This is a genomic window from Micromonospora parastrephiae, from assembly GCF_016802865.1.
Taxonomy (GTDB): domain Bacteria; phylum Actinomycetota; class Actinomycetes; order Mycobacteriales; family Micromonosporaceae; genus Micromonospora; species Micromonospora parastrephiae.
In genome coordinates this window covers 1-17231 of the sequence record NZ_JAEVHM010000121.1, presented here as the reverse complement: position 1 = coordinate 17231, position 17231 = coordinate 1, and the positions used below count along the sequence as shown (strand labels likewise).

The window sequence follows — 17231 nt, the reverse complement described above, 5'->3', positions numbered from 1 at the left end:
CCCTGGTGGTCGCCCCGGCCGCCCTGCTCGGGCCGCTGATCGCCGTGGAGGCGCTGCGCCACGTCCGGCCCGGCGGGTCGGCGGAACTTTCCGCCGCGGGCGGCAACACCACCCTGGTCTGGGCCGCCGCCGTGGCAACCGCGGTGGGCTGCCTGGTGGCCATGGTCGCGCCGACACTGCGCGGCGCCGGCACGTACGTGGCCGACATGGCCGCCCGGTCCCGCCCGAACCGGTCGGCGAGCGTCCAGCGGGCCAGCGTCGACCTGGTGCTGGTGGCGCTCGCCGTGCTCGCCTGGCTGCAGCTGCGCCGGTACGCCTCACCGCTGGCCGGCTCGAACGGCCGGCTCGGGCTCGACCCGCTGCTGGTGGCCGCCCCGACGCTCGGCGTGCTGGCCGGCGCCGTACTGGCGCTGCGGGTGCTCCCGCCGCTCACCCGGTTCGCCGAGCGGTTCGTCGACCAACGTCCCTGGACGGCCACCATGTTCGGCATGTGGCAGGCCGGTCGGCGTCCGCACGCCGGCCCGGTGCTGCTGCTCGCCCTCGCCGTCGGCGGCAGCACCCTGGCCTGGTCACTGATCAGCACGGGGGAGCGGTCGCAGGTCGAGCAGGCCAGCCACACGGTCGGTGCCGACCTGCGGGTGACCGAGCGCGCCGGTGCCGCCCCGCCGACCCGGGCCGCGGAACTCGCCGCGCTGCCGGGCGTGGACCGGGCGGTACCGGTGTGGCGCGACGAGGTGCGGGTCGGCCGCGAGGACCTGCCGCTGACCGTCATCGGCGTCGACCCGGCCAGCGCGCCCGGCGTCGTCCGACTCACCGACCGCCTGAGCGACGAACCGCCGTCGGAGCAGTACCGGCGGATGACCGCGGCGCGAGGCGCGCCCACGGGGATCGAGCTGCCGCCGGCACCCGCGCCGTGACCGGCACCGTGCGTACGCCCGTCGACGGTGCCGTCCGGCCGCATCCAATCGCGGTGGCGCTGCTCGTGACCAGCGCGGACGGGCTCGCGTTCCGGCTACCGGCGGTCGACGCCACCAGCGACGGAAGGGCCACGCCGTTCACCGTGCGACTCCCCGACGTGGGCGGGGCTCGGCTGCGGCTGGCCGGGTTCGAGGCCGACGGCGGGGTGGCTTCGGGCAACTCCTACCGGCTCCAGGTGGAGGGGCTGCAACTGGTCGCCGCGGACGGCACGACCCGGCCGACCGAGTTGACCGGCGACTGGGCGATGACGGCCCCCGGCGAGATACCCCAGCCGGTACGAACCACCGGCGACGGATTCGCCGCGGTTCACCCGGTGGAACTGATCGCGGGCGGTCAGTTCGCGTACCAACCGCCCACCCGGTTCGCCATCGTGCCCGTCAAGTCGGGCGCGCCCGTCGCGGTGCTGATGACCCCCGGGGTACGCGACGCGCTGAGCCTGCACGTGGGCGACACCGTCGACCTGACGCTCTCCGGGGCGACGCTGCGGGTCCAGCTCGTCGGTGAGCTGGCCGCCGTGCCCACCACCACCGGCGAGGGGGTGCTGCTCGACCTGCCCGCCGCGGTCGACGCGCTGGTCCAGGCCGGCGGCACGATCCGGTCGATTCCGGAGTGGTGGGTCGGCACCGACGACGCGTCGGCCGCCGCCCGGGCGGCCACCGAACTGCGCGGCGTCACCGTGCTCGACCGGGAAGAGGCGATCGAGGCGGCCGCCGCCGACCCGTACTGGCGTGGCTCGCGTACCGGCATGCTCGCCGCCGCGCTCGGCGCGGTGCTGCTCGCCCTCGTCGGCCTCATGGTGGACGTGTGGGCCACCGCCCGGCACCGGCTCGGCGAGTTCGCGGTGCTGCACACCCTCGGTGCCACGCCCCGGCTGCTGGCTCGCGCGCTGCTGGCCGAGCAGACGTTCCTCGCCGGTATCGGCGTGGGGGTCGGCCTGCTGCTCGGTGCCGCGGTCGGGGCCACCATGGCCCCGCTGGTCATCCTCACCCCGGCCGCCGGCCGGCCGGTTCCCCCGCCGACGTTCGTGTTGCCGTGGGTGCCGATCGGCCTGACCGCGGTCGGTCTGCTGCTGGCGGCGCTCGCCTTCAGCGCGTTCATCGCCACCGGCATCCGACAGCGGGTGGCGGCGGTTCAGCTGCGAATCGGGGGAGAGCGATGAGCGTCGGCGCTGCCGTCCGGCGGGTCCGGGCGTCCGGCGGACAGTTTCTGCTCCTGGCGGTGCTGACCCTGGTGGTCACGCTGCTGATCAGCGGCGTCCCCCGGCTGGTCAACCGGCTCGCCGAACAGGGGCTGCGGGCGCAGCTCAGCAGCGAGCCGGCCGCCCGACGGGACCTCTCGTACACGTCCACCACCGCGTCCGCCGTCGCCACGAAGACGGCGATGGGCGACGCCCGTGAGCGCTTCGACGGCCTGGCCGCGGCGATGCCGCCGCAGGTGGGCTCGGCGGTCACCGAGCGGTGGCACCGGGTGGACATCCCGCCGGCACGCGTGACCGGGCCGGACCTCGCGGCCCGCAACCTGCTGGTCGACCTGGGCCTGCGCGCCATGCCCGGCGTTCAGGACGCCGGCGCCCTCGCCGAGGGGGCGTGGCCCAGCGAGACGTACGTCCCCGACCGGCCGATCGAGGTGGCGCTCGACGTCGACGTGGCCCGCAAGCTCAACCTGCGCGTCGGCAGCCAGCTGCGCACCGGCAACGTCGATGTCGACGGCACTCTCACCGATCCCGCTCCGGTGGTGGTCGTCGGGCTGTTCCGGCCCGTCGACCGCGGGAACGGCGTGTGGGACGGGCTGCCCTCGCTGCTGCGGATCACCGAACCACGCGGCGACGGCGATCCGTTCGTCATCATGGGCGTGGTCGCCCAGTCGGCCCTCGACAAGCGGGCCGCCAGCGGGTGGCCCATCCACTCCGAATGGCGGTACCGACTGGGCGTCGACCGGATCGACGCGCGTGGCCTGGACCAGCTGATCGACGGCCTGCAGGAGCTGCAGCGCACCGTCCCGCCGGGCCTCACGTTGACCACGGGCGTGGACGTCCCGCTGCGCGCGTTCGCCGCCCAGGTGAACGCCGCCCGGACCCTGCTCGCGGTGATCGGGGCCGGCGTGCTGGCGACCCTGGCCGGGCTGATCGTGCTCGCGGCCATCCTGGCCACCCGACGGCGCCGCTTCGAGTTCGCGCTGCTGCGCGCACGCGGTGGCGCGGCCACCGCCGGCGCCAGACGAAGCCTGGCCGAGTCGCTGCTGGTGGTGCCGGTCGCGGCCGTGCTCGGCTGGTCGCTCGGCACCCTGTTCCCCGGCGCGCCGGATCCGACCGCCCCGTACGCCGCGGTGGCGACCGTGCTGGTCACCCTGGCGTTGCCGCTGGCGACGCTGGCCGTCCCGGTCGGCGGGGGGGACCGCCGGGACCTGGTGCGGATGCGACCGTCGGCGCGCCGGCTGACCGTGGAGGTCTCCCTGCTGGTGCTGGCCGTTCTCGCCGCCGTGCTGCTGCGCCGGCGCGGACTCACCCTCGGCGAGGTGGACCCGCTGCTGGTGTCGGTGCCGGTGCTGCTCGCGGTCGCCGCGGCGGTGCTCGCACTACGCGCGTACCCCTGGCCGTTGCTGCTGGTGAGCCGGCTGGCCGCGCGGACGCGGGGCAGCGTCGCCTTCCTCGGCACGGCGCGGGCCGGCCGGTCGGCGGTCGCCGCCCCGCTGGTCGTGGTGGTGCTGGCCATCGGCACCGCGGCGTTCTGCGCGGTCGTCGCCGCCGGCGTCGACGCGAGTCGGGACCGGGCCGCCGAGCGGATCGTTCCCGCCGACGCGGTGATCCGAGGCGAACGTTTCGCCCCGGACACCCTCGACGCGTTGGGCCGCATGCCCGGAGTCCGGGCCGTCGCCCGGGTGCTGAACGAGCCGGATCAGCGGCTGGCGACCGACGAACTCGGCACCGACGCGCAGGTCGGGCAGGTGGCGGTGCTGCTGATCGACGGTCCGGGCCTGACCACGGTCGGCCGGAAATCCGATGTGGACCTGCCGGTGCCGGGCGTTCTGCGCTCGGCCCAGCCCGCACCGGGACCGCTGCCGGCGATCGTCTCCCCGGCGGTCGCCGCGGACCTGGCCCGGGCCGGGCTGGACCGTTCGGCCTTCGTCTCCGTGCAGGGTGAGCGGTACGAGTTCCGGGTGGCCGGCACAAAGGACGAGTTCCCGCTGCTACCCACGAACGCCAGCCGGTTCGTGATCCTGCCCTGGCAGGCGCTACCGCCGCGGACCACCTCGCCCGTGCCGACCAGTCTGCTGGTCGCCGGGAACCGGCTGAACACGGAGGCGCTCCGCAAGGCCGGCGACGAGGGGCAGAAGCGGTACCAGACCGAGGGAACGGTGACCGGTCGGGAACGGCCCATCGGGGCCACCGTCGACACCCGGGCGGGCGTACGACGGGACCTCGGCAACGGCGGCGCCAACGGTGTGCTGGCCTTCGGGTTCGTGGCCGGCGCCACCGGCGGCACCGTGCTCGGGTTGCTGGCCATCGCGTTCACCGTCCTGGCCGGCGCGCGGGCCCGGGGTCAGGTGCTGTCCCGGCTGCGCACCCTCGGCCTGTCCCGCCGGCAGTGGCGAGGACTGCTGCTGGTCGAGTTGGCCCCGCTGGTCGGGGTGTCGGTGCTGACCGGTGCGCTGGTCGGAGCGGTGCTTCCGTTGCTGCTCAACCCGGTGCTCGGCCTGTCCGCGTTCACCAGCGGCACACCGGTCCGGGTGGCCTTCGAGCCCGGCCTGGTGGCCGCGGTGTTCGCGCTCGGGGCGGTCGCCCTCGGCTTCGCGGTCGCCGTCGAGGCCCTGAACAACCGCCGGCTGCGCCTCGGTGAGGTGCTCCGGCTCGGAGAGGAGAGCTGAGATGACAGCTACCGCCCAGGGTGCACTGGTGCCCGACCTGGCCGCGCTGCAACAGCGGGCCGCGCAACGCGCGGCCGAGCGGGCCGGCGGGCAGGACCGGCTGCGCGGACACATCGTCTGCGACGGCCTGGTGCGCATCTTCAAGACCGAGGGAGTGGAGGTCGTCGCCCTCCAGGGGCTCGACCTGGTCATCGACCGGGGGGAGCTGGTGGCCATCGTCGGCGCCTCCGGCTCGGGCAAGTCGACCCTGCTCAACATCCTGTCCGGCCTGGACACGCCGACCGCCGGCATCGCCCGGGTGGCCGACTACGACCTGCTCTCGCTGTCGGCCAAGCGGCGGTTGAGCTACCGGCGGGAGCTGGTCGGTTTCGTCTGGCAGCAGACCGGCCGCAACCTGCTGCCGTACCTGACCGCTCTGGAGAACGTCGAGTTGCCGATGCAGCTCGCGGGCAAGCGCGGCCGCAAGGCCCGTCGGGAGCGGGCTCGGGAACTCCTCGACCTGGTCGGCGTGGGGTACTGCGCGGACCGGCGGCCGGGGCAGCTCAGCGGCGGGGAGCAGCAGCGGTGCGCGGTGGCGGTGGCGGTGGCCAACGACCCGGAGGTGCTCTTCGCCGACGAACCGACCGGTGAACTGGACGAGGCGACCGGCGCGGAGGTCTTCGCGGCGCTGCGCACCATCAACGCCGAGCTGGGCGTGACGATCGTCGTCGTCACCCACGACCACGCCGTGGCCACGCAGGTCCGCCGGACCGTCGCGATCCGCGACGGGCGGACCGCCTCCGAGGTACGCCGGACCGCGCGGGTCGGCGCGGACGGCAACACCGAGCTGGTCAGCGAGGAGTACGCGGTGCTGGACCGCAACGGTCGGATGCAGCTACCGGCCGCGTTCGTCGACACGCTGTCGCTGAAGGAGCGGGTCCGGCTCGATCTGAAGCCGGACCATGTGCAGGTACGGCCCGGCGACCGGGCCTCGGACGAGCGGGAGGCACGGGCGTGAGCCGTCGGGACATGGTGGTGACCGGAGCGGCCGGGTTCGACGGTGGGTCCGCGACGCCCCCGGCCGAGGTGGTGCGGGTCAGCGGCGTCAACCGGACCTTCGGCCGGGGCGAGCACGCGGTGCACGCGGTGCGGGACGTCTCGTTCAGCGCCAACCGCGGTGAACTCGTCGCCATCCGGGGCCGCTCCGGGGCGGGCAAGACCACCCTGCTGAACGTGGTCGGCGGGCTCGACCGGCCGGACAGCGGTCAGGTGGTGGTCGCCGGACACGACGTGACCTCGGCCGGGGAGGCCGAACTGCTGCGGCTGCGCCGGAGCACCGTCGGGTTCGTGTTCCAGACCTTCGGCCTGGTGCCGATCCTCTCCGCTGCCGAGAACGTGGGTGTGCCGTTGCGGCTGGCGCAGGTGCCGGCCGCGGAGCGGGAGCAGCGGGTGGCCGTGCTGCTGGAGTTGGTCGGCCTGGGCGGGCACGCGGCGCAGCGACCGTACGAGTTGTCCGGCGGGCAGCAGCAGCGCGTGGCGGTCGCCCGCGCGCTCGCCAACGAACCGGACCTGCTCATCGCCGACGAGCCGACCGGCCAGCTCGACTCGGAGACCGGCAGGTCCATCATGGACCTGCTGCGCGCGGTGGTGCACGCCCGGGGCATGACGGCCCTGGTGGCGACGCACGACCCGGCCCTGATCGACCTCGCCGACCGGGTGCTCGTCCTGCGCGACGGCCGCCTGGTCGACGGCTGACCGCTCGCTGTGGAGCTGACGTCGTCGAGGGTCAGAGGGCGAGCTTCATGCCCTCGTGGCTGGCCACGAAGCCGAGGCCCAGGTAGAAGCGGTGCGCGTCCGCTCGGGTCTTGTCCGTGGTCAGCTGCACCAGGGCGCAGCCGCGCTGCCGGGCCTGGTCGATCGCCCAGGTCATCAGGTCCCGGCCCAGGCCCTGGCCGCGCCGGTCGGAGCGGACCCGGACCGACTCGATCAGGGACCGCTCGCTGCCGTGCCGGCCGAGGCCGGGGATGTAGGTGATCTGCAGGCAGCCGACCAGTTCGGCGTCCTGCTCGGCCACGATGAGCTGGTTGCGCGGGTCGGCGCTGATGTCCGCGAACGCCTTCTCGTACGCCTCGTCGACCTCGGTGAAGTCGCGGGCCTTGCCCAGGACGTCGTCGGCGAGCAGGGCGAGGACGGCGGGCAGGTCGGCCCGGACCGCCGTACGGAAGATCACGTCACTCATGCCGGTGATCCTGGCACAGCGAAACCGGCGGATGGGTCTGTGCCGGTTGCGGACAACGGGCAGCATGGGGCGGCATGGAGCTAGTGCTGCTGCCGTTTCGCTGGGTGTACCGGGCGTTGGTGTGGTTCGCGAACTCGCCCCGCACGCTGATCACCTCGTACCTGTTGATGATCGTAGTGGCCGGGATCATCTACGGGGAGGTCGAGCAGCGAAGCCCGGCCGACGCCGTCTGGTGGGCGGTGGTGACCGCCTCCACCGTCGGATACGGCGACATCTCGCCGACCACCTGGGCGGGCCGCACACTGGCCGCGCTGCTCATCTCGACCATGGTGCTGCTGGTCATCCCTCTGATCACCGCGCACTTCGCGAGCCGGCTCATCGTCGACGACAACGCCTTCGAGCACGAGGAACAGGAGCAGCTCAAGACCGACGTGCGCCGGATGCGGGCGCTGCTGGAGGAGTTGGCCACCCGGCAGGGGATCGATCTGCCCCCGCTGCCGCCGACCCAGCCTGTCAGCGGGCCGGGCAGCGCTTCCCCTCCGGTGGCACCGTCAGGTCGAGCAGGTAGGCGTCGACCGCGTCGGTGACGCAGGACGTCTGCGGGTAGGCGGTGTGCCCCTCACCCTCCCAGGTGAGCACCCGGCCGACGCCCAGCATCGAGGCGAGCCGGCCGGTCTGCTCGTACGGCGTCGCGGGGTCGCCGGTGGTGCCGACCACCACGATCGGCGGCGCGCCGTCGGCCCGGCCGGTCGGGTACGGGTCCCGTCCACCCGGCCACTCGACGCAGCTCAACATGCCGACCGCCAGCGCCGGCCCGAACAGGGGGTACTTCGCGCGCCACTGGGACTGCAACTGGCGGATCTGCTCCCGACTCGGCTTCTCGGTCTCGTCCGCGCAGTTGATGGCCAGGTTGGCGTCGAACAGGTTCGAGTAGTGCCCGTCGTCCTCCCGACCGGCGTACGAGTCGGCGAGCCGGAACACGTCCTTCGGGTCGCCCTCGGCCAGCCGGTCGATCGCCCGGGCCAACTCCTGCCAACCGGACTCGGTGTAGAGCGACGAGATGATCGCGTAGAAGACCCAACCGGCGGTGGCCTCCCGACCGTCCGCGCCGCGCACCGGGGAGGCCTTGGCCTTGTCGATGGCCGAGGTGACCGCGGCACGCGCGTCCGGGCCGATCGGGCAGCGGCCGGCGTTCGCCGCGCACCAGCGGGCGAAGTTGCCGAAGGCCCGCTCGAAGCCACGGGCCTGGCTCTCCGACCCGGCCACCAGCCGCTGCCGCGGGTCGACCGCGCCGTCGAGCACCAGCGCCCGCACCCGCTTCGGGTAGAGCTGCGCGTAGATGGCACCGAGCAGGGTGCCGTACGAGTAGCCCAGGTAGGTCAGCTTGTCGTCGCCGACTGCGGCGCGCACCGCGTCCATGTCGCGGGCGGCCTGCTCGCTGCCGTACAGCGGCAACTGGTCGCCGTACCGGTCGCCGCAGCCACGCCCGATGCGCTGGCTCAGCCCCACGAAGCCGTCGAACGCCGACTGGCTGGCCGGATCGGGGTCGTAGCCGAAGCTGGCGTCCAGGTCGGCGTCGGAGATGCACTTGACCGGGCTGGACCGGGACACCCCGCGCGGGTCGAAGCCGACGATGTCGAACCGCTCGGTGACCGAGGTGGGCAGCCCGCCGAACTGGGTGCCGAAGGAGAGGTAGACGGCGGTGTCGACGCCGGACCCGCCGGGGCCGCCGGGGTTGACCACCAGCGAGCCGATCCGGTCGCGCTGCTTCGTGGACCGGGCGCGCAGCAGGGCGATCTCGAAGGTCTGTCCGGCGCCCGGGCCGGCGGTCGCCCCGCTCCCGGTGCCCCAGTCGCGGGGAACCGCGATCCGGGCGCACTCGTACCGCATGTCCGGTGCGCCCCGCCCGACCAGCTCGTCGGCGACCTCCGGGCAGGCCCGCCAGGTCGGCGTGCTGCCGGTCGGCGCCGCCGCACCCTCCACCTCGGTGCGCGGCGCGAACGCCGGCAGGGTGCAGCCGGCGGTGAGCAGCGCCGCGACGGTGAAGGCGGCCAGACGGCGACGGGTCACGTGGTCCTCCGAGGTCGAGTCGACGGCCAGGCTACGCCGGGCCGGTGGCGGCCCGGTCCACGGTGACCGCCGGATCGCCGCGCAGCACCTGGTCCACGTCGAAGCGGATTGGGCGGTCGAGCTGGTCGTAGCGGCAGGAGCGCGGATCGCGGTCCGGTCGCCACCGGACGAACTGTGCGGTGTGCCGGAACCGCTCGCCCTCCATCGCGTCGTAACTCACCTCGACCACCAACTCGGGGCGCAGTGGTTCCCACTCCAGGTTCTTCGTGCCGGTCCACCGGCTCACCCCACCCGGGATGCGTTGGCCGCGCTCGTGGTCGCCGTGCACCCACGGGTGCTCGCCGCCGGTGTCCCGGTAGGGGGCCAACTCGTCGAGCAGCTCGGCGCGGCGGGCCATGCTGAACGACGCGCTCACCCCGACGTGGTGCAGGACCCCGGCGTCGTCGTACAGGCCGAGCAGCAGCGAGCCGACCACCGGGCCGGACTTGTGCCAGCGGAAACCCGCCACCACCGCGTCGGCGGTGCGGGCGTGCTTGACCTTGAACATCAGCCGCTTACCCGGTTCGTACGGCAGGTCGGCCGGCTTGACGATCAACCCGTCCAGCCCGGCGCCCTCGAAGACGTCGAACCAGCGGCGGGCGGTCTCGGCATCGGTGGTGACCTGGGTGACGTGCACCGGCGGGCGCACCCCGGCCAGCGCCTCGACCAACCGCTCCCGGCGGCGGGGGTAGGGCTCGTCGAGCAACGCTTCGTCGCCGATGGCCAGCAGGTCGAAGGCGACGAAGTCGGCCGGGGTGGTCTCGGCCAGCAGCTTCACCCGGGACGCGGCCGGGTGGATGCGCTGGGCCAGCAGCTCGAAATCCAGCCGGGGCTGGTTGCCGGGGCCGTCCCGCCGGATCACGATCAGCTCACCGTCGACCGCGCACCGCTCGGGCAACTGCCGCAGAGCCTGCTGGACCACCTCGGGGAAGTAGCGGGTCATCGACTTGCCGCCCCGGCTGGCCAACTCGACCTCGTCGCCGTCGCGGAACACGATGCACCGGAACCCGTCCCACTTGGGCTCGTAGGTCACCCCGGGGGTGGTGGGCAGCTTGGTGACGCTCTTGGCCAGCATCGGCTCGACCGGTGGGTTGATCGGCAGGTCCACGGCGACCAGTCAATCAGACGGCACCGACAGCCGTGAGGCAGATCACCGCTGGTGCGCGGGTGGCGTGTCCGCCACTGCGCCGCTCGTCCCCACCGGGCGAATCAGATAACCGCAGGTCAGAGCTAGTTTCGCGGGGTGTCCGAGTGGGTCTGTGACTGCTGCGGGCGGTGGCGGGTCAGTGTCGAGCTGATCCGGGGCCGCTACCGCTACCGGCTGACTCGGCGCTACCCGGAGCGGTTCGGCGGCGGCCGCAACGTGCTCGGCGAGGTCGGTTCGGTGCCCGAGCTGGAGGAGCTGCTGCGTCGGCGTACCCCGCTGAGCCTGGCCGACCTGCGCGAAGCCGCCTGATACCGGCCGCCTGGTGCCCGGTCGTCACGATCCACCCGGTTACCTCGTCCTCCTCCCCGCGGCGCGACCGCCCACTGACCCAGCCGAAGCTGGCCATCGTCCAGACCGGGCCGCTGGCCGCGCCGGTCGGCTGGCTGTACGGCGGGTTGCTCCGCCGCTACCTGCGCGCCGAGGCCGACGGGCTCAGGCGTCGGTGCGAGCGGGGCTGACCGCGGGCTTCTCCAGCACGACCAGCGGGACGCCGTTCGGATCCGGCCGGTGCGCCACGATCTGGTAGCCGTGCCGCTGGTACAACCGCACGGTGGGCGCGCTGTCCGCCCCGGTGAACAGGGTGAACCGGGCGACCCGGCCGGTGCAGGCCGCCTCGACCGCGGTGAGCAGCCGCGCCCCGACCCCCCGCCCCTGCTGGTCCGGCGCGACCGACAGCCGCCCGACGTGGGCGGTGTCCCCGTCCAGGTGGGCCCGCACCGATCCGATCAGCCGGTGGCCCAGCCGGGCGGCGAGCACGACGGTCGGACCGGCCAACGCCGCCACGACCTCGTCCAGGGTCTCGGTCAACGGCGGAAGGAACGGGTCGCGGTAGTGCTGCGCCTCGGTCAGGTAGGCGGCGCGCTGCACGGTGAGGATCTCGCCGGCGTCCGTGACACCGGCCGGGACGATGCTCGCCTCGATGCTCATCCGGGCAGCACACCACAGCCGCCGCCGGCGCTCAGTACCGGGCGAACGAGCGGATCGGGGCGCGCGGCCCGTACTTCGGCGCCTGGATGCCGGCGGCCTCCAACAGCAGACACACCCGACCCCGGTGGCCCCGGAACGGTTCCAGCAGGGCCAGCATCCGGGCGTCGTCACCCCTCGGCTCGCCGGCCAGGGCCCAGGCCACCGTGTTCGGGATGTGGAAGTCGCCGACGCTGACCGCGTCCGGGTCGCCGTACGCGATCCGGACCACCTCGGCGGCCGTCCACGGGCCGATGCCGGCGATGGCGGTCAACCGACGGGTCGCCTCGGTGGCGTCGACGCAGCGCTCCAACCGGTCGGCGAGCGCGGCGGCGCGGCGCAACGTGTCCGCGCGGCGCTGCTCCACCCCGAACGGGTGGAACACCCAGTACGGCGTGGCCGCCACCGCGGCGGGCTCGGGTGGCAGCAGCAGCGGTTGCAGGGGTCCGGGCGCGGGCTCCCGGAAATGCCGCACGGTCGCCGCGTACGCCCGGTACGCCTCCTTGCCGGTGACCTTCTGCTCGAAGACCGCGCGCAGCAGCCGGGGGAAGACCTGCCCGGTCGTCGGTATCCGCAGTCCCCGGTGCTCCCGGGCCAGGCGGGCGACCAGCGGGTGCGCCGCCGCCAGCTCGGCGAAGCCGCTCTGGTCGTCGCGGAGGCCGGCGATCGCGTCGGCCCGGGCCACCACCTGCTCGGCGCCCGGCCCGTAACCCTCGGCGAGCAGCTCACCGGCGGCGGGCCGCAGGGCCAGGGTCGCCGGCCCGTCCGGGGTGCGGGTGGCCCACCAGAACGTGCCGGCGGCGATCCGCGCACACGGGTCGTACGGGCTGAAGGTGAGCGCGCGGACCGACGCGGCCAGCCGGTAGCCGGCCGGCGGATGCAGCACCCGCGTCGCGGCGGGCTCGGTTCCGGTCACCCCGACACTCTGCCAGGCGTCCCGCGTACGACGTGGTCGGCCGCGCCCTCCCCGGCTGCGACCGACCACCGCGTCCTGCCGGCTCAGTACGAGTAGCCCGAGCCCCCGGCGTCGTTCGATCCGCTGTCCGCCGGCGGGGCGACCGCCTTCGGCGTGCCCTTGGGCAGGCAGCTCAGGTTCTTCTTGCCGTCCGGCTGGACGACGAACCAGGTGCCGCCGACGGCCTGGCCCTTCCACTGGCCGGGCTTCTGGTCGCCGATGTAGCGGTACACCGGCCAGCCGCCGACGGTGAGCTGACGGGTGCCGTCCTGCCGGGTCACGCTGCCGACCTTGTCGTCCGAGACGCCGGTGAGCTGCGGGTTGCCGTCGGTCAGCGCGGGGGGCCACACCTCGGCGCACTTGTCGACGCAGTTCGACGCCGGCGGGTCGGCGGTGTCCTTGTCGAAGCGGTACAGGATCCAGCCGTCCTGGTCGGTGACCACCTTGCCCATCCGGGCGACACTCTTGCCGACCAACTGCTCGGTCAGGTCGACGTTCGCGGGCGGCGCGTCGGCGACCGGGGCCTCCGCGGATGCCGACGCCTCGGGTTCAGCCGCCGCGGTGGGTTCGGCCGCGGCGACGGCGACCGGCTCAGCCGCGCTCGAGTTCGCCCCGTCGTAACCCGCGGGAGCGCAGGCCGTTAGTGCGACCATCGCGCTCGCGACGATGACGGTCCGCTTCATCTGTGCCACGTGCCCTCCTCATTCTTGGCAGTTCACCCATAGGTACGGCGGGCGGGCTGTCAAGGTTGAAGTAGTAACAGTGGTCAATTTCACGTCTATTGATTGAACCGATCCGGCCTGCCGTGCGTACGGCCCCGCACGGGAGCTTTCCACCGGGACGACAAATCGGCGCCGGCCATTGTGACAATGACCGGCGCGACGCGACACGCGACCCCTACATGGGCACCGTCACCAGCGGGCTCGCCACCCCGTTGGCGTCCACCGACTGCACCTGGATCTGCTTGATGTCACTCGTCGGCGCCGCTGTCGACGCGCTCAACTCAAGACCCTGCGGCCGGGTGTTCGTGCCGTAGCCACCCTCCGGCACCGACCACGTCGAAATCACCTCGGTGTCGGCGTTCTTGCGCACCACCACCAACCGGCAGATACGGGGGCCGGGCAACTTCCGCAGGCTGAAATTGATCCGGGTGCCGTATTCCCGCTTGACCAGGAACATGGTCGTCTGCACGCCCGTGGTGGGGTCGGTCGCGTCGACCTGGTCACCCTCCTCCTCCGTGCCGCCGACGCCGGGGCCGCTCGGCCGGGCCGTCGGCACGCTCGTCGGCGGGTCGTTCACCGGCGCGGTCGCCGTCGGCTCGGCAAGCAGATCCGGCGTCTCGTCGCCGGCCACGCTGACGAAGCCGTACCCCGTCAACCCGCCGAACACCACCACCGCCGCGGCGGTGGCGAGCAACTGCCGAAACCGGGTGCGTCGACGATCGGCACGAACCGCGCCCAACGTCCGGTCCAGCAGCGCCGGATCCGTCGCGGTCTGCTCCAACGCCATCATCGTCTCGCCGTCGATGTCGGAGAGCAGCCCGACCACCGGCACCATCGTCTCCAACTCGGCCGCACACGCCCAGCACGCGGCGAGATGCTCCTCGAACCGCTCAGTGTCCTGCTCGTCGAGCACGCCGAGCGCGTACGCGGCGACGTCCATGTGGTCTGGTCGGCTCATTCTGTCACCCCCCGCTCCTGCAGAGCCGTGCGTAGCGCGCGCAGCGCGTAGTAGACCCGCGACTTCGCGGTGCCGAGAGGAAGCCCCAACTCCTCGGCGGCCTCGGGGACCGTCCGCCCCCGGAAATACGTCGCGACCAGGATCTCCCGATGCGACTGACTCAGCGTACGCAGCGCGTCCGCCACCGTCATGGTGCGCAGCACCCGGTCCGTGCTGTCCGACTCGGCGAACGCCGTCAGGTCCCGGTCGTACGTCTCCGGCGGCCGGGCCTCCTGGCTGCGGTGCTCGTCGATGGCGATCCGGCGAGCCACCGTGACCAGCCACGGCCGCAACGAACCCTGCCCCTGCGCGCCGAGACGGTGCGCGTTGCGCCAGGCCCGCAGCAGCGTCTCCTGCACGATGTCCTCCGCGCGCTGCCGGTCCCCCCCGGTGAGCCGCATGACGAACATCAGCAACGGACCAGCGTGCTCCGCGTAGAGCAGCCGGATCAACTGGTCGGAGTGGCTCGCCTCGGTTGACGTCGCCTGATGGCGCCCGGGCGCCGGTCGCGGCGTCACCGGACCATTCTGGCGAGCCGTCGCCCGGGCGTCGACCCCTCGGGCAGACGAGGTCGGCCGCGACGAGGACCGCGCGGACATCCAGTCCGCGCGTACCGCGTCGCCATGCCAACCGGCCGCCACCGCATGCATGCAGACCTCCGGGATGTCCGTGAGCAACGCCGGCCCACGAGGTGGGCCGCCCGGTGGTACGCAGCACCGCCCCGAGCGGATCAACGGACCGCGAAAAAACTTCCGCGGGACGGTCAGCGGCGCACGGAGAACAGGCCCGGCGGCGGCGGGTCGGAGCCGGTGGCGTCCGCGTCGCGCACCACCGCCGCGCCACTGGCGAAACGGTCCAGGTCGTCGCCCGCCACCACCCGCCCTGGGAACCAGTCGCCGGCCGCCCGCCGGGTCAACTCCGGCACCGGAGGTGTCGTACGCCCGGCGACCAGCACCAGGTTGCCGTACCGGCGGCCCCGCAGCACCGCCGCGTCCCCGACGAGACACGCCTGCGGCAGGACCGAGCGGACCGTGGCGACCTGCGCACGGGCGTGCCGCAGCGGCGGGCCGTCGGCCAGGTTCGCCAGGTACCAACCCGCCGGGCGGAGCACCCGGGCCACCTCCGCCGCGTACTCCACCGAGGTGAGGTGCGCCGGGGTGCGGGCACCGGCGAAGACGTCGGCGACCACCACGTCGTAACTGGCGTCCCGGGTGGCGGCCAGCACGACACGGGCGTCCTCGACCCGCACCCGCAGCCGCGCGTCCGTGGGCCAGGGCAACGCCCGGCGGACCAGCTCCACCAGCGCACCGTCCACCTCGGCCACCCGCTGCGTGGAGCCGGGCCGGGTGGCCGAGACGTACCTCGGCAGCGTCAACGCGCCGCCGCCGAGGTGCAGCACCCGTAACGGCTCACCGGCCGGTGCGACCAGGTCCACCGCCGCGGCCAGCCGCCGGACGTACTCGAACTCCAGGTGGGTGGGATCGGTCAGGTCGACGTGCGACTGCGGAGCGCCGTCCAGCAGCAGCGTCCACGAGCCGGCCCGGTCCGGTGACGGCACCAGCTCGGCCAACCCGGTGTCCACCTGCTCGACCACCCGGTCACCCGCCCGCTTACGGCCCACGACGACAGGTGTCCGTGCTCAACGGGCCGCGACGCGGGCCGCGGCGGTCAGCGCGCGATGCAGCAACCGGGAGTCACCGAGCAGGGCGCGCAGCCGGCGCTCCAGGCCGGCGATCGGGATCAGATTCTGTGGAGCCCGGGGATCCTTGTACGGCGTCGAGGCGAACCGGGGCAGGGTGACCAGCGACAGGTCGGCCAACTCGATCGCCGCCTCGACCGGCAGGTCGGCCGAACACTCCACCCGCACGATGCCCGCCCACGGCGCCCCGACGGCCACCGGCAACCGCAGATACCACGACCAGCCGCCCCAGGCGGTGCCCAGCCGGAACACCGGCGACCGCTCACCCGACGCCAGCCCGGTCACCACGGCGGTCAACCGGGCGTCCAGGTACTGGCTGTGCTGGGTCTTGATGTAGCCGAGTGTGCGCGGCAACTGCCGGCGACTGCGCAACGGCCCGTCCACCACCAGCAGGTCACCGTCGACCCGGGCGGCGTCGGACACCGCCACCTCCAGCGCGGTCAGCGGGCCCTGCACGGCGGCCGGCAGCTTCGCCAGCTCGCCGGTGCCACCCACCCGGTGCACCGGATAGCGGATCGCGCCCGCCACCACGTCCTGCGCGGACGGGCTCGCCGTGAACAACCCCCGGCCGACCCGGGTGCCCGCCAACTGCGCCGCACCCCGGCCCAGGTCACAGCGGACCACCCCGGCCGCGTACGAGGCGGCCAACCCGGGGAACGACCCACCGTCGGCCTCGGCCGTCCAGATGCTCGCGTCGATCCGACGGACCCCGTCGACCAGCAGGACCACGTCGGGCGCGCGCACTCCCGGGCGTACCCCGATCGCCCGCCAGTCCACCGCGGGCAGTTCCACGTCCGCGTCGACCTGGGCGCTGCTCGGCGCCGCCGGCCCGGCGGCGGACGCCTCGAACGACGCCCCGTAGGCCGGATCCCACGAGTCGACGAAGAACGCGGCGTCGCTCACCGGCCGTCCGCTCGACCCGCGCGGAACGGGCGTCCTTGCGCACCTCGAAGCGGACCGGGATCCGTTCGGCCAGCGCCGACACGTGGGTGACCACGCCGACCATCCGGTCACCCCGGGCGGCCAGGTTTTCCAGGGTGGCCGCCACCGTGTCCAGGGTGGCGGCGTCCAACGTGCCGAAACCCTCGTCCAGGACGATCGACTCCAGGCTCGCCGCCGTGGTCGACATGCCGGCCAACTGCTCGGAGAGCGCCAACGCCAACGCCAGCGAAGCCTGGAACGTCTCACCGCCGGAGAGGGTGCGCACCCCCCGCCGCAGCCCCGCGTCGTGGTGGTCGACCACGAAGAACTCGCCCTTGTCGTGCACCAGCTCGTACTGCCCGCCGGACAGCTCCCGCAGGATCCCCGACGCCCCGTCGACCAGCAGGTCCAACGCCTCGGCCAGCAGCCACCGCTCGAAGTTGTTGGCCCGCAGATGCCCGGCGAGCGCCCGGGCGACCTGCGCCTCCCGCTCATGACCGACGCGCTGCTCGCGCAGCGTCCCGGCCTGCTCGCGGCGCTCCCGCAGCCGGCGTCGGTCGGCCTCGGCCCGCTCCACCGCCACCGTCGCGGCGTGCAC

The 17231-nt window shown here is 73.7% G+C and carries 16 protein-coding genes and 2 pseudogenes; 7 read left to right on the top strand and 11 right to left on the bottom strand.

The window, feature by feature from the left end:
* From JNW91_RS21330 to JNW91_RS21310, 5 genes and pseudogenes are all read left to right on the top strand, one after another.
* Positions 1–917 (top strand): annotated as a pseudogene (locus JNW91_RS21330) (FtsX-like permease family protein); the annotation flags it as partial.
* A 53-nt stretch (positions 918–970) separates the two neighbouring features.
* The gene (locus JNW91_RS21325) at positions 971–2137 is read left to right on the top strand and encodes an FtsX-like permease family protein (RefSeq protein WP_203177266.1); all 1167 of its coding nucleotides are present in this window, start codon (positions 971–973) and stop codon (positions 2135–2137) included.
* Positions 2134–4842: an FtsX-like permease family protein gene (locus JNW91_RS21320; protein WP_203177265.1), complete on the top strand. Its 2709-nt coding sequence runs from the start codon at positions 2134–2136 to the stop codon at positions 4840–4842. Before JNW91_RS21325 ends, JNW91_RS21320 begins: the two co-directional genes overlap by 4 nt.
* 1 nt (position 4843) lies before the next feature.
* Positions 4844–5839: an ABC transporter ATP-binding protein gene (locus JNW91_RS21315; RefSeq protein ID WP_203177264.1), complete on the top strand. Its 996-nt coding sequence runs from the start codon at positions 4844–4846 to the stop codon at positions 5837–5839.
* Between the two features lie 11 nt (positions 5840–5850).
* Positions 5851–6576: an ABC transporter ATP-binding protein gene (locus tag JNW91_RS21310; RefSeq protein ID WP_203177267.1), complete on the top strand. Its 726-nt coding sequence runs from the start codon at positions 5851–5853 to the stop codon at positions 6574–6576.
* Positions 6577–6607: 31 nt separating this feature from the next.
* Here JNW91_RS21310 and JNW91_RS21305 read toward each other — a convergent pair whose 3' ends face one another.
* Positions 6608–7060 (bottom strand): GNAT family N-acetyltransferase, encoded by a 453-nt coding sequence (locus JNW91_RS21305; RefSeq protein ID WP_203177263.1) that lies wholly within the window; start codon positions 7058–7060, stop codon positions 6608–6610.
* Positions 7061–7134: 74 nt separating this feature from the next.
* Between JNW91_RS21305 and JNW91_RS21300 the strand changes: the two genes are divergently transcribed.
* The gene (locus JNW91_RS21300; protein WP_203177262.1) at positions 7135–7647 is read left to right on the top strand and encodes a two pore domain potassium channel family protein; all 513 of its coding nucleotides are present in this window, start codon (positions 7135–7137) and stop codon (positions 7645–7647) included.
* Here the strand turns inward: JNW91_RS21300 and JNW91_RS21295 are convergent.
* On the bottom strand, positions 7574–9130 hold the full coding sequence (locus tag JNW91_RS21295) for an alpha/beta hydrolase (RefSeq protein WP_203177261.1): 1557 nt from the start codon (positions 9128–9130) through the stop codon (positions 7574–7576). The genes JNW91_RS21300 and JNW91_RS21295 overlap by 74 nt on opposite strands.
* A 31-nt stretch (positions 9131–9161) precedes the next feature.
* Complete coding sequence (locus JNW91_RS21290) at positions 9162–10277, bottom strand: ATP-dependent DNA ligase (RefSeq protein ID WP_203177260.1); 1116 nt, start codon at positions 10275–10277, stop codon at positions 9162–9164.
* 135 nt (positions 10278–10412) lie between these two features.
* On the opposite strand from JNW91_RS21290, the gene JNW91_RS21285 reads away from it, so the two are divergent.
* A complete protein-coding gene (locus tag JNW91_RS21285) occupies positions 10413–10625 on the top strand; it encodes a hypothetical protein (protein ID WP_099851492.1) in 213 nt (70 codons plus the stop codon).
* 183 nt (positions 10626–10808) lie between these two features.
* Here JNW91_RS21285 and JNW91_RS21280 read toward each other — a convergent pair whose 3' ends face one another.
* The 8 genes and pseudogenes from JNW91_RS21280 to JNW91_RS21245 form a co-directional block, all read right to left on the bottom strand.
* Positions 10809–11303, bottom strand: a complete 495-nt coding sequence (locus JNW91_RS21280) for a GNAT family N-acetyltransferase (RefSeq protein ID WP_203177259.1) — start codon at positions 11301–11303, stop codon at positions 10809–10811.
* A 31-nt stretch (positions 11304–11334) separates the two neighbouring features.
* The gene (locus tag JNW91_RS21275) at positions 11335–12255 is read right to left on the bottom strand and encodes a DNA-3-methyladenine glycosylase family protein (RefSeq protein ID WP_203177258.1); all 921 of its coding nucleotides are present in this window, start codon (positions 12253–12255) and stop codon (positions 11335–11337) included.
* Positions 12256–12338: 83 nt separating this feature from the next.
* Entirely contained in the window at positions 12339–12986 is a 648-nt protein-coding gene (locus JNW91_RS21270) for a hypothetical protein (protein ID WP_203177257.1), read from the bottom strand.
* A gap of 205 nt (positions 12987–13191) precedes the next feature.
* Entirely contained in the window at positions 13192–13974 is a 783-nt protein-coding gene (locus tag JNW91_RS21265) for an anti-sigma factor family protein (protein WP_203177256.1), read from the bottom strand.
* A complete protein-coding gene (locus JNW91_RS21260) occupies positions 13971–14663 on the bottom strand; it encodes a sigma-70 family RNA polymerase sigma factor (protein ID WP_203177255.1) in 693 nt (230 codons plus the stop codon). Before JNW91_RS21260 ends, JNW91_RS21265 begins: the two co-directional genes overlap by 4 nt.
* Before the next feature lie 113 nt (positions 14664–14776).
* Positions 14777–15634: a spermidine synthase gene (locus JNW91_RS21255; RefSeq protein ID WP_203177254.1), complete on the bottom strand. Its 858-nt coding sequence runs from the start codon at positions 15632–15634 to the stop codon at positions 14777–14779.
* An 18-nt stretch (positions 15635–15652) separates the two neighbouring features.
* Positions 15653–16615, bottom strand: coding sequence for a hypothetical protein (locus JNW91_RS21250; protein ID WP_203177253.1), 963 nt, complete (start codon positions 16613–16615; stop codon positions 15653–15655).
* A gap of 4 nt (positions 16616–16619) precedes the next feature.
* Positions 16620–17231 (bottom strand): annotated as a pseudogene (locus JNW91_RS21245) (SbcC/MukB-like Walker B domain-containing protein); the annotation flags it as partial.